Annotated in this window: 12 protein-coding genes; 6 read left to right on the forward strand and 6 right to left on the reverse strand. The window is 72.8% G+C overall.

Translation table 11 applies throughout. The annotated features are described in order from the left end of the window. Positions 1 to 215: 215 nt before the first annotated feature. From ETD96_RS30625 to ETD96_RS30645, 5 genes are all read left to right on the forward strand, one after another. Positions 216 to 1,295: a sugar ABC transporter substrate-binding protein gene (locus ETD96_RS30625; protein WP_138639965.1), complete on the forward strand. Its 1,080-nt coding sequence runs from the start codon at positions 216 to 218 to the stop codon at positions 1,293 to 1,295. Positions 1,296 to 1,409: 114 nt separating this feature from the next. After that, positions 1,410 to 2,195 carry an ATP-binding cassette domain-containing protein gene (locus ETD96_RS30630; protein ID WP_138639966.1) on the forward strand — a complete coding sequence of 262 codons (786 nt, stop codon included), beginning with the start codon at positions 1,410 to 1,412 and terminating at the stop codon, positions 2,193 to 2,195. An 11-nt stretch (positions 2,196 to 2,206) separates the two neighbouring features. Beyond that, positions 2,207 to 3,490, forward strand: a complete 1,284-nt coding sequence (locus ETD96_RS30635) for a sugar ABC transporter permease (RefSeq protein WP_240808339.1) — start codon at positions 2,207 to 2,209, stop codon at positions 3,488 to 3,490. A 189-nt stretch (positions 3,491 to 3,679) separates the two neighbouring features. Beyond that, a complete protein-coding gene (locus tag ETD96_RS30640) occupies positions 3,680 to 4,438 on the forward strand; it encodes an ATP-binding cassette domain-containing protein (RefSeq protein WP_138639967.1) in 759 nt (252 codons plus the stop codon). Then, positions 4,438 to 5,664: an ROK family transcriptional regulator gene (locus ETD96_RS30645; protein WP_138639975.1), complete on the forward strand. Its 1,227-nt coding sequence runs from the start codon at positions 4,438 to 4,440 to the stop codon at positions 5,662 to 5,664. Before ETD96_RS30640 ends, ETD96_RS30645 begins: the two co-directional genes overlap by 1 nt. Positions 5,665 to 5,671: 7 nt before the next feature. Here ETD96_RS30645 and ETD96_RS30650 read toward each other — a convergent pair whose 3' ends face one another. From ETD96_RS30650 to ETD96_RS30660, 3 genes are all read right to left on the reverse strand, one after another. Then, on the reverse strand, positions 5,672 to 6,958 hold the full coding sequence (locus ETD96_RS30650; protein ID WP_138639968.1) for a lysylphosphatidylglycerol synthase transmembrane domain-containing protein: 1,287 nt from the start codon (positions 6,956 to 6,958) through the stop codon (positions 5,672 to 5,674). 143 nt (positions 6,959 to 7,101) lie between these two features. Then, a complete protein-coding gene (locus ETD96_RS30655; RefSeq protein WP_138639969.1) occupies positions 7,102 to 7,371 on the reverse strand; it encodes a hypothetical protein in 270 nt (89 codons plus the stop codon). 128 nt (positions 7,372 to 7,499) lie between these two features. Next, positions 7,500 to 9,050: a PQQ-binding-like beta-propeller repeat protein gene (locus tag ETD96_RS30660; RefSeq protein ID WP_138639970.1), complete on the reverse strand. Its 1,551-nt coding sequence runs from the start codon at positions 9,048 to 9,050 to the stop codon at positions 7,500 to 7,502. A gap of 103 nt (positions 9,051 to 9,153) precedes the next feature. On the opposite strand from ETD96_RS30660, the gene ETD96_RS30665 reads away from it, so the two are divergent. Beyond that, the gene (locus ETD96_RS30665; protein ID WP_138639971.1) at positions 9,154 to 9,852 is read left to right on the forward strand and encodes an HAD family hydrolase; all 699 of its coding nucleotides are present in this window, start codon (positions 9,154 to 9,156) and stop codon (positions 9,850 to 9,852) included. Positions 9,853 to 9,899: 47 nt separating this feature from the next. On the opposite strand, the gene ETD96_RS30670 is transcribed toward ETD96_RS30665, so the two are convergent. The 3 genes from ETD96_RS30670 to ETD96_RS47000 all read right to left on the reverse strand — a co-directional run. Beyond that, entirely contained in the window at positions 9,900 to 10,958 is a 1,059-nt protein-coding gene (locus tag ETD96_RS30670; protein ID WP_138639972.1) for a TRM11 family SAM-dependent methyltransferase, read from the reverse strand. 93 nt (positions 10,959 to 11,051) lie between these two features. Further along, positions 11,052 to 11,393, reverse strand: a complete 342-nt coding sequence (locus ETD96_RS30675) for a hypothetical protein (RefSeq protein ID WP_138639973.1) — start codon at positions 11,391 to 11,393, stop codon at positions 11,052 to 11,054. 81 nt (positions 11,394 to 11,474) lie between these two features. Beyond that, positions 11,475 to 12,425: DUF4439 domain-containing protein (locus ETD96_RS47000; protein WP_240808340.1), on the reverse strand; the 951-nt coding region annotated here is incomplete at its 5' end.

Genomic DNA, 12,425 nt, shown 5'->3' on the forward strand with positions numbered 1-12,425 from the left:
TGCCCGGGCCACCCCTCGTCCCACCCATGTTGATCTCGTGTTACGTGATTGTTACCGCCGACAACAAATCAACATGCCGACAGGTCTGGCGTGACGGACAAGCGCGACATAAGTTGCGGGACACAACATTCACCCCGGTGGACGTGTGATCTCGCTCACCGGGTCGGAAGACCCGGCCGCGGCACGGCGGCCGCCCCCCAGAAAGGACCCGGGCAATGCGCAAGGGCATCCTCGGCCTGATGGCCCTCACGACGGCCGCGGCGCTCAGCCTCACCGCGTGCGGGGACGACGGCAACGACTCCGGCGGAGACGCGGCGAAGGGCAAGGTCGGCGTGATCCTGCCCGACACGGCCTCGTCCGCGCGGTGGGAGAACTTCGACCGCCCCTACCTCCAGCAGGCCTTCAAGGCGGCCGGCATCCAGAGCGACATCCAGAACGCCGAAGGCTCCGCGCAGCGGTTCCAGACCATCGCCGACCAGATGCTGACGAGCGGCGTCACCGTCCTGCTCGTCACCGGCCTCGACTCCAACTCCGCCGCCGCCGTGCAGCGCAAGGCGCAGGCGCAGGGCGTCAAGACCATCGACTACGACCGGCTCACCCTGGGCGGCGTCGCCGACTACTACGTCTCCTTCGACAACGTGAAGGTCGGCGAGACGATGGCCGCCGGCCTGCAGAAGTGCCTCGGCGAGAAGGACGCCAACATCGTCTACCTCAACGGCTCGCCCTCCGACAACAACGCGACCCTCTTCGCCAAGGGCTCGCACAACGTGCTCGACAAGGTCTCCACCTACAAGAAGGTCGCCGAGCAGCCCGTCCCGGACTGGGAGGCCGAGAAGGCCGCCACGCTCTTCGAGCAGATGTGGACCGAGCAGAAGGGCAAGATCGACGGTGTGCTCGCCGCGAACGACAACCTCGGCAACGCGGTGATCTCGATCCTGAAGAAGAACCAGCGCGCGGGCAAGGTCCCGGTCACCGGCCAGGACGCCACCGTGCAGGGCCTGCAGAACATCCTCGACGGCACCCAGTGCACGACGGTCTACAAGCCGTCCAAGCTGGAGGCCGACGCGGCGGTGAAGCTGGCCGTCTCCCTCATCAAGGGCGAGAAGGGCGAGACCACCGCCACCGAGCACGACCCGATCGGCAAGCGCGACGTCCCGTCGGTGCTGCTGGAGCCGATCGGCATCACCAAGGAGAACGTCAAGAAGGTCGTCGACGACGGCTCGGTCAAGGCGGCCGACCTCTGCAAGGGGGCGTACGCGGCCAAGTGCGAGGCCGCCGGCATCACGGTCCAGTAACGACCCCCGCCGACCTCGTGGCGGGCCCCACCCGCTGAGGGCGTCCCGGGCACCCGGAAGCCCGGGGCGCCGGGGGCCCGCCACGGGCGCGCGACAGACAGTGGAAGGAACCACGTGGCTGAAAACGGAGACCCCGTCCTCCGCCTGACCGGGCTCAACAAGAGCTTCGGTGCCGTCCACGTCCTGCACGACGTGGACTTCACGCTGCGGCTCGGCGAGGTCATGGCCCTCGTCGGCGACAACGGAGCGGGCAAGTCGACCCTGATCAAGTGCATCGCCGGGATCCACCCGATCGACTCGGGGCAGATCGAGTTCGACGGGCGCCCGGTGACGATCGACGGGCCGCGCGCCGCGGCCGACCTCGGCATCGAGGTCGTCTACCAGGACCTCGCGCTCGCCGACAACCTCGACATCGTGCAGAACATGTTCCTCGGCCGCGAGCGCAAGCACGGCCTCATCCTGGACGAGGCGTCGATGGAGGAGTCCGCCCGGGAGGTCCTCGCCCGGCTGTCGGTCCGCACCGTCAAGTCCGTCCGCCAGCAGGTGTCGAGCCTGTCCGGCGGGCAGCGGCAGACGGTCGCCATCGCCAAGGCCGCGCTGTGGGAGTCCAAGGTCGTCATCCTGGACGAGCCCACCGCCGCGCTCGGCGTCGCCCAGACCCAGCAGGTGCTCAACCTCGTCCGGCGCCTCGCCGACAGCGGCCACGCCGTCGTGCTGATCTCGCACAACATGAACGACGTCTTCGAGGTGGCCGACCGCATCACCGCGCTGTACCTCGGCCGGGTCGCCGCGGACGTCGCCCGCTCCGAGGTCACCCACGGCCAGGTCGTGGAACTCATCACCGCCGGCCGTTCCGGTGATCTCGGCCTCGCGCCGACGACCGCCGCAGAGAGCATCTGAGGGGGGACCACGTGTCCACCGACATCCCGACTCCGAAGGACACCGCCATGACGCTGGCGGACGCGGACTTCGCGACCGACCGGCGCGAGCACGACATGAGGTCGGCGGCGCTGGACTACTGGAACAAGATCAAGGCCGGCGAGCTCGGCGCGCTCCCCGCCATCCTCGGCCTGATCTCCCTCGTCATCCTGTTCACCGCGCTGAAGCCCGACACCTTCCTCAGCAAGGCGAACATCGCGAACCTGTCCACCCAGGCGCTGCCCATCACGATCCTCGCGATGGGCCTGGTGTTCGTCCTGCTGGTGGGCGAGATCGACCTGGCCGCGGGCGTGGCGAGCGGCCTGTCCGCCGCCGTCATGGCCAAGATCCTGGTGGACGGCGGCCAGCCCTGGTACGTCGCGATCATCAGCGCGGTGGCGACCGGCGTCCTCATCGGCACCGTGATCGGCTGGCTCGTCTCCGTACTGCGAATACCGTCGTTCGTCGTCACGCTCGCGTTCTTCCTCGGCCTCCAGGGCATCACGCTGCGGCTGATCGGCGAGGGCGGCACCGTGCCCGTCCGCGACGAGGTCATCGTGGCGATCGCCACCAAGAACATGCCGATCTGGCTCGGCTGGACCCTCGCCGTCGCCTGCTCCGTCGGCTACGCCGCGACGCAGGTGCTGCGCTGGCGCCGGCAGCGCGTCCGCGAACTGCACTCCAAGCCGCTGGAGTTCGTGCTCGCCCAGTCCGGCGTCGTCGCCGCCGCGCTGCTGATCAGCACGTTCGTGCTCAGCCAGGACCGCGCCCCGAGCCCGCTGATCACGCTCGGCGGCATCCCGTGGGGCGTCCTGCTGGTCGGCATCCTGCTGATCGTCTGCACGTTCGTGCTGGGCCGCACTGCCTACGGCCGGCACATCTACGCCGTCGGCGGCAACGCCGAGGCCGCGCGCCGCGCCGGCATCAACGTCGTCCGCATCCGGATCTCCGTCTTCATGATCGGCTCCGGGCTGGCGGCGGTCAGCGGCATCGTGGCCGCGTCCCGGCTCAACTCGGTCGCGGTCAACGCGGGCGCGGGCAACACGCTGCTGTACGCGGTCGGCGCCGCCGTCATCGGCGGGACGAGCCTGTTCGGCGGCCGCGGCAAGGCCCGCGACGCCGTCCTCGGCGGGCTCGTCATCGCGATCATCGAGAACGGGCTCGGCCTGCTCGGCACCAAGGCGTACCTGAGCTTCCTCATCACCGGGGTGGTGCTCCTGCTCGCCGCCACGATGGACGCGCTGGCCAGGCGGCGGCGCACGGCCGCCGGGCGATGAGCCCGCGGGCGCGGTGACCCGGTGAACGCGGCCGGGGACGCCTGGGAGCCGGTGGCCCGCACCACCGGCTCCCAGCCGTGGCCGGGCGGGGATTCCGCCGGTACGTCCGCCGGGACCGCTGCTGATACGCTCACGGATCACGACCGCCTGGCGCGCGGCGGCGGTGTGGCACGGTGGGAGCCCCTCGGCATGTCAGTGACGCCAGCCATCGACCTGCGCGGCATCGAGAAGAGCTTCGGTTCCGTGAAGGTTCTGCACGACGTCTCGTTCTCCGCCTACCCCGGCGAGATCACCGCACTGGTCGGCGACAACGGCGCCGGCAAGTCCACGCTGGTCAACTGCATCGGCGGCATCCACGCGTTCGACAGGGGCGAGTACCGGTTCGAGGGCGAGCCGGTGCGGATCGGCAGCCCGCGCGCCGCGGCCCGGCTCGGCATCGAGATCGTCCACCAGGACCTCGCGCTCTGCGAGAACCTCGACATCGTGCAGAACCTCTACCTCGGCCGGGAGCGGCGCAGCGGCCCCGTCCTCGACGAGGACCTGATGGAGGAGACGGCGCGCACCGCGCTGTCGGGGCTCGCCGTCCGCACGCTCGGCTCGGTCCGCCGCCGGGTCGCCACGCTGTCGGGCGGGCAGCGGCAGATCGTCGCCATCGCCCGCGCCGTCCTGCAGGACGCCAAGGTCGTCGTGCTGGACGAGCCGTCCGCCGCGCTCGGCATCGCGCAGAGCCAGCAGGTGCTGGAGTTCGTCCGGCGGCTCGCCGACAAGGGCCTCGCGGTGGTGCTGATCTCGCACAACATGAACGACGTCTTCGCGATCTCCGACCGGATCGCCGCGCTCTACCTCGGCCGGATGGTGGCCCAGGTCAGGACCGCCGACGTCACCCACCGGCAGGTCGTCGAGCTGATCACCTCGGGCACCGGGGGAGAGCCGGGGCCGCACCGATGATGAAGGCGGGCCCGTCGCAGGAGGACGTCCGGCGGCACAACCTCGGAACCCTGCTGCGCTTCGTGCACCTGCGCGGCCCGGCGTCGCGGGCGACGCTGGCCGAGTCGCTCGGCCTCAACCGCAGCACGATCATGGCGCTGACGTCCGACCTCACCGCGGCCGGGCTCGTCCGCGAGGAGCTGCCGCGCGGCCCCGGGCGGCGCGCCGGGCGGCCCTCCCTCGTCGTCCGGCCCGAGTCGACCCGCGTGTACGTGCTGGCGTTCGAGGTCGGCGTCGACCGGCTCGTCGTCGCCCGCGTCGGCCTCGGCGGCGTCGTGCTCGACCGCCGGGAGGGCGTGCGCGCCCGCGACTCCGACCCCGCCGACCTGCTCGGCGTGCTCGTCGCGGGCGCCCGCGCGCTGGTCCGCAAGGCCGAGCGCGACGCCGTCTGCGTCGGCGCCGCCCTCGGGTTCCCCGGCACCGTCCGCCGCGCCGACGACACGATCATGTTCGGCCCGAACCTCGACGTCGGCGACCTGCGGCTCGGGGACGCGCTGTCGCGCCGCCTCGGCCTCGGCATCCCCGTCTCGGTCTGCAACGACGCCAACCTCGGCGCCCTCGCCGAGCACGAGCGCGGCGCCGGGGTGAACTGCGACAACCTCATCTACCTGCACGGCGACGTCGGCGTCGGCGGCGGCATCATCGCGCACGGCCGGCTGCTCGGCGGCGACGAGGGGTTCGGCGGCGAGATCGGCCACATGATCATCAACCCGGGCGGGCGGCGCTGCGCGTGCGGCTCGAAGGGCTGCCTGGAAGCCGAGGTCGGCGAGCGGGCCCTGCTGGACCACGCCGGCCAGGCGGAGCACCCCGGGCAGGCGGGCCGGGACGCGGTCCGCGCCGTCCTCGCGTCCGCCGACGCGGGCGACATCGCGGCCCGGGAGGCGCTGCAGCGGGTCGGCACCTGGCTCGGCCTCGGCGTGGCCAGCCTCGTCAACGTGTTCAACCCCGGCATGATCGTCTTCGGCGGGACGCTCCGCGACATCTACCTCGGCGCCGCCGCGCAGATCCGCAGCGTCCTCGCCACGGGCGCGCTCGCCGCGCCCCGCGAGAAGGTCAAGCTCCGCACGGCGGCGCTAGGCGACGACACCACCCTCGTCGGGGCCGCCGAGTTCGCCTTCGCCGAGGTGCTCTCCGACCCCGTCCAGGTGTTGACCAGGCTGCGGGCCCCCGAGGACAGCCCCGTCTGAGCCTTAGCTAGGGGCGCCGCGCCTCGGGCGCGTGCAGAGGCACCGTGGTGTACGGGGTGACGAACGCGAACGCCATCATGCCGTCCATCAGGAGGCCGCCGGCGGCGGCGAGCCGCGACTTGAGGCGCGCGCCGAGGCGGGCGTGCTCGTGCAGGGTCGCCCACGCCAGCCAGCCGACGGCGACGACGGCCCAGTAGGACACCAGGCGGTACAGGCCGACGGCCGCCGCGGCGGGGGAGAGGGCCGCGCCGAACGCCACCAGGGACGCGGCCATGCTGCCCTCGATCGCGCCGAGGCCGCCCGGAAGCAGCGGCAGCGCGCTGCCCGCGGCCTGCGCGGCGAAGTAGGTGAGGGCGACCCCGTTCGGGGAGACCTCGATGCCGACCGCGTTCGCCGCCGCCAGCAGCGCGAGGATGTCGAACACCCAGTTCAGCAGGGCGAGCGCGGCGAGCGCGGCCCAGTCGCGGCGGGTCGGGCGCAGCACGGCGCGGACGCCGGCCAGCCGCTCGGCGTACGGGGCGATCCGCGGGTGGGCGAGCGCCCACCGGTGGGCGCGGCGCAGCGGCGCCGTGAGCACGGCGCGCGCCCGCGGCCGCCGCAGCGCCGGGACGAGCAGCACCGCGAGGACGAGCGGGACGGCCAGCGCGGTCAGCGCCGGCCCGCGGGCGTGCGGGTCGGCGAGCAGCGCCAGCAGGCCCACCAGCGAGTACGCGGAGGTGGTGATGACGCCGCCGGCCAGGATCACCGCCGTGGCGAGCGGCGCCGACGCCCCGCCGCGGCGGAACTGCCGGAACGTGTAGACGACGCTCACCGCGGGGCCCGCCGGAAGCGTCGTGGACAGCGCGTTGCCCGCGTAGGTGATCGCGAACGCGCGGCGCAGCGGCATGCGCAGCCCGCCGACGCGCAGCAGCCGGCGCTGCAGCCTGGCGAACGCGCCCATCGACCCGGCCACGGCCAGCACGACCATCGTGAGCCAGCCCGGATCGGCGTGCGCCGCGGCCGACCAGATGGCGCCGAGGTCGGGCAGTTCGTCGCGGTAGAGGGGGAAGGCGGCGAGCGCGCCCAGGACCAGCGCCCACTGGACGAGGAGACCCGCTTTGCGCCGCCACCACGGGCGCGGCGCCGCTCGGTCGTCATGCCCGCCGGGGAGCGGGAACGGAGATTCGGCGTCTGCCGAAAGGGGCGCGGTGCTGGCCGAAGGGGGAGCGGCGCTGGCCGAAAGGGGCTTGATATCGGCCGGCGGGGGCTCGGCGTCGCTCGGAGGGCGGACCGGTGCCGTGACTGTCTCATGCATGTCCCGGTCACCTCGCAAGCTCGCCCGCAATGCGCAACCTACGGCCCGCCTATGGCATTCCCCCGGGTCCGGAAACGAACCGCAAAGAGACCCCTGCCACACGCGTCACCGGCGGCCGCGGCTCACGGGCGGCGGACGCGCGGTCAGGGCCGCCGCGTCGGGTTGACGGCGTCGGACTCGGCGGCGGTGTCCGGGCGGGGGCGCTCGTCGTCGCCGTCCCGCGCGGCCTGCCGCTCGTACTCGGTGATGCCGAGCCCGTCCCTGCTCTGCTCGGGCTCCTCGATCACCAGGTCGTCGGGCGGGTCGGTCACGTACTCCTCGGTCAGGCCGATCTCCTCGTCCTGATCGTTGTCGCCCATGTCGTCGATGTCGTCGCGGAAGTCGCGCGACTCACCGGGCCTGCGTGCCCTCATCATTCCCTCCCGGTTCGTCTGGTTTTCACCTGATCGAACCGGTATCCCCGCTGACCGGAGCCCTACTCGTGATCGCGGACGGCTCTGTCCGCGGTCGCGGAGCGCCCTATCCGCGGTCGCGGACCGCCCTACCCACGGTCGCGGACCGCGACGAGCCCGCCGATGACGCCGATGTACGCGCTCCCGTCCGGACCGATCGTGATGGGCGCCCAATTGTTGTCGAACCACTTGCCCGTGCCCGTGAGCACCTTGTAGGCGGTCTTGCCCGTGTGGACGTCCACCGCGGTCAGGTACCAGGCGTCGATGAGGTCCCGGCGGGGCTCCTTCGTGTACAGGTACAGCAGCCCGTTGGGCACCGACACCTTCGGCACGGTGGACGGCGAGCGCTCCTGGCTCGTCCAGACGGTCTCGCAGCCGCTTCCTCCGGACTTCACGTCCACGCGGCTCACCCCGCCCACGGACGACCCTCCCGGCGGAAGCTCGAAGAAGTTGCGGTAGCCGTAGTTGTTCTCGACGAACAGGCTGTTCCCGTAGCCGATGAGGGAGTTGTCCGTCGCGCTGGCCCCGCTGCCGAACACGGGGATCTGGCAGACGAGTTCACCGTCGTCCCTGCGCCGGACGATGACGTGCATGCGGTCGTCGGCGTTGTCGGTGATGGCCACGTAGCCGTCACCGAAGAACGTGGGAGTCGTCCCCGAACCCTGGTCGATCTGGCCGGGCTTGCGTCCGGTACCTCTGTCATAGGGCTGGCGCCACACGACCGTGGGCATGCCGCTCGCGTCGGCTCGCATCTGGTACAGCGCGTGGTCGGAGACGATGGAGACGCCGTCCTCGCCCGCGGCGAAGGAGTTCTGGATGCTCTCCCCGGTGAGCCGCGTCATCCGGACCGTGCCCGACTCCGGGTCCACCGTGCCGACCCGCCCGTTCCGGGTGATCCACCAGATCAGGCCGGCCCAGTCGGGCCCGACCGCGGTGATCGGGTCGCATTCGCCCTTCGGCCACGGATTCGTCCACGTGGCGCAGTCATGGGGCAGGTGGCCGCTCAGGTCCCAGTCGTCGGTCACCGTGAAGCGCCACGTGCCGTCCGGCCCCTTCTCGTGCGCGAACCGGCGCAGGTGGAAGGCCGAATCCGCCAGGACGGCGCGGTCCTGCGGGTCGAGGTAGTAGTACGCGCCGCCCGACGTGTCGGTGAGCACCTTGTCGAGGCTCAGCGAGAACACGGCCTGGACGGTCGACGGCCGCGGCGGCAGGTCGTAGGTCGCCAGGTCCTTCAGCGTCTTCGGGTCGATCAGCCGCAGGACGAAGTTCTGCCCGCGCGTGCACTGCGCGACGATCAGGCCCGTCCGCCGCGCGAACGTCACCGTCGAGCACAGCCCCGGCAGGCCGCCGCCCTTGGCCTCGTTGAGAACCTCGGGATCGCGGCCGAGCGGCCCCGGGAACGGGTAGGTGTCGGACGCGTAGCTGTCGGCGTGCATCGACGACGTCCCCACCGGCCCCTGGTGCGGGTTGGCCGGAACAGGCCGCCCGGCGAGCGGCCGCGGCGTCGCCGGCCCGCCCACGTACGCCGGGACGAAGCCCTTCCCCGGGCCGTCGGGGATCGGGGCGGCCGCCGCGGGGGCCGCGAGGCCGGCGGTGGTGAGGCCCGCGGTCAGGAGGGCGGCGAGCAGGGGTCTGCGCATGACGGGCTCCAAGACGGACGACGGCGGCCCGGTCGCGCCCTCCGGGGTGATCCACAGCGTAAACGGTGATCGTCGATCGCGCTCGGATGGTTACGATCCGGTCATGGGCGTACAAGCTGTGATCTTCGACTGGGGCGGCACCCTGACCCCGTGGCACGACCTCGACCTCACCGACATGTGGCGCGCGATCTGCTCCGCCCACCTGCCGCCGGACGCCGTCGAGAAGGCCGCCGCCGCGCTCGCCGAGGCCGAGCTGGAGCTGTGGCGCCGCGGCACCGAGGAGCACCGCAGCGCCACGCTCGCCGAGGCGTTCGAGATGGCCGGGGTGGAGCCCACCGAGGACCTCCTCGCGGCGCACTTCGAGACCTGGACCCCGCACACCCACACCGACCCCGCCGTCCCCGGCCTCTTCCAGGCCCTCCGCGAGCGCGGCATCAAGATCGGCGTCCTGTCCAACACCATCTGGACCCGCGAGTGGCACGAGCGCGTCTTCGCCCGCGACGACGTCCTCGGCATGCTTGACGGCGCCGTCTACTCCAGCGAGATCCCCTGGACGAAACCGCACGCCGAGGCGTTCCGCGCCGCCATGGACGCCGTCGGCGCCACCGACCCCGCGTCCTGCGTCTTCGTCGGCGACCGCCCCTACGACGACATCCACGGCGCCAAGTCGGCCGGGCTGCGCGCCGTCCAGCTGTGGCACCAGACCACCCACGCCTTCCAGCGCCCCGGCCTCACACCGCCCGACGCCCTGATCCACACCCTGGACGAACTGCTCCCGCACGTAGAGCGCTGGTACGCCTGACCGGCGCCGGGAGCGGAGCAACAGGCGGAGCTCAGACGCTTCGGGGGTCAGGGGCGGCGCGCCACGATCAGGTCGCGGGTGATGGCCTGGTCCACGCGGTGGCGGAAGCTCCGGTAGGCGTCGGAGTCCTGGACGTCCAGGCCGGCGGTGCGGAGGATGTCGGCGAGTTGCTCGCGGCGGCCGACGAAGGTGTTCCAGGAGATCCCGATGGCGCCGCCCGGGCGCAGCAGCCGCGCCCATTCGGGGACGGCGGCGGCCAGCAGGTCGACGGGGCTGCGTGACAGCTGCGGCTTGCCCTTGCGGCCCGGCTGCGCGCCCTTGGGGCGGCTGCCGTGCTGGACGCCGTACGGGGCGTCCGTGACGATCAGGTCGAACGAGGCGGGCCGGAAGAACTTGCCGGCGCCCACGGAGTCGGCGTTCACGACGGTGATCTCCATCGTCTCGCCGCTCTTGTAGCGCTCCTTGGACGCCCCGAACGTCACGTGGAGGCGGCGCCCGAGGACGGCCTTCTCGCGCCGGATGTTGGCCGTCTCGGCCTGGTGCTTGACCCGGTTGTTCTTCAGCCAGGTCTTGATGAAGGCCGCGTAGGCGTCGAAGTCCTTGGCGTCGATGTCGATTCCGGCGGCGTCCAGGCCGTACATCATCGCCTGGTTGAGGGTGGTGCCCCGCCCGCACATGGGATCCAGGACGCGGGGGCGGCCGGTCACCAGGTCCATGGGCGAGTCCATCGCCATCGCGGTGACGTTCAGCAGCAGCTTGGTGAAGTACTCGTTCGTCTTGCCGGAGTACTTCTGGATGGTCAGCAGGTCGCTGCCGAACAGGTCGAGGGGCTGGAGCGCGACCGGCCGGAGCAGCTCGCCCTCGATCTGGAACAGCGCGTAGAGACCCGACAGGTTCGACAGGAGGCGGACGTCCTGCTCCGTCAGCTCGTCGGCGGAGAATGTCACATAGGGGACGCCGCCCATGGCCGTCTCGCGGATGTCGCCCAGGCGCCCGCCCAGGGCCTGTTCGCTGAACACCGTCAGCTCCGCCTTCAGCAAGTCGGCGGCGGCCTGGGCGTAGACGCGGTTGTGCGAAGGGGTGACGAGGAGGCCGTACGCGGTCATTCGCAGAACCCTATTGGAAGGTCGGAGCGGAGACCGCCGGGACGATGGCCCGGCGGTCTCCGCGCGGCCCTTGGACGGGCCGCTCCTCCCCGGTCAGGCGGCCCGCGCGGGACGGTCCGAAGGCGCCGCGTCGTCGGCGGGAGCGTCTGGTGCGGCGGGAGCGTCCGGTGCGGCGGGCAGCGCCCGCGCGCGCTCGTCCGGGCCCTCGGCGGCGGGCAGGTCCGGGAGGTGCCGCGCGGCGGCGGCCAGCAGCTCGTGCACCCGGGCCGTGAGGCTCGCGAGGTCGGCCCGCGCCACGTCCGCCTGCGCCTGGGCGATGCGCGCCTGGCGCCGCGCGGCGTCGCGCTCGGCCGCGAGCCGGTTCAGCTGTTCGTGGTAGGCGTCCCGCAGCTCGTCGAGGGCGCTGCGCCCGCCCTCCGTCGGAGTCGTGGTCACGTCTGGGCTCCTCCCCCGAGTAGTCCCCTCTACCGGGACCAACGCGATCGGTGCCGCGCTTCGTTCCCGCCGTGCGGAAGATCACTCACCCGGTTCGGGGCGGGGCGCGAGGGCCGCGGGCGGCAGCCCGGGGAACGCCTCCGGCGGCGCCGCGGCGCCCGCCCGCGCCCGCCACCGGGCCGACCGTGCCATCGCCCGCTGGGCGCTGTCGGCGGCGAACGCCCGCAGGTCGGGGGCGGAGAGGCCGGCGAGGCCGACGTAGGCGGCGGCGAGGTCGTCCTCCAGCGCCGCCGCGAGCCGGGCGGCGCTGCGCGCGTCGGTGACCCGGACGGGCAGCCGGTAGGCGGCCGCCGCCGGGTCCGGGTCGCCGGACAGGATCGACGCCAGCTCGTCGCGCTGGGCCCGGTGGCCGTTCCACATGTCCTTCGCGGTCTGCCGCAGCGTGCCGCGCAGCCGGGCCCCGAGCACCCCGTACCCGTACACGGCCGCGTGCTCGGCCGACACCGCCGTCCGCAAGGCTTCGGCGTCGGACCTGGAGCGGACGGCCGGGACCTCGCCCCTGACCGTCCTGGCATGGCCCGCTTCACAGGCGCCGATGCTGGCGAGCAACTGCGCCAGCGCGGGGCTTACCTTGGCGGCGTCGGCCGTCCGCGCGCGCGCCGCGCCTTCCTCAGCGTCGCGCAGGAAGGCGAGCGCCTGCGCGGAGCCGGCGGGGACCGGGGGAGCGGGACTGGCGGACGGCATCGCGCCGCCCTCGCCCGCCCTGTCGCCCGAGCCCGGCACGTAGTGCCTCTTCAGGACCTCCAGGTGCCGGCGGTGGTGCGCGAGGACCGGATCGAGCCGGTCGGCGGGCACCGCACCCGATGACCGCGCCGCCTCGTAGGCCGCGATCAGGTGCTGCTCGGACGCGATCGCGCCGACGAGCACCGCGACGCCGGTGCGCCCGGCCGGGGACGACGCCGACGACTCCGCCGCGCAGCCCGCCAGCCACGGCAGGAGCAGGGCGCCCCCGCCGATCGCCCCGCCCAGCAC

Source organism: Actinomadura geliboluensis, from assembly GCF_005889745.1.
Classification (GTDB): Bacteria; Actinomycetota; Actinomycetes; order Streptosporangiales; family Streptosporangiaceae; genus Spirillospora; species Spirillospora geliboluensis.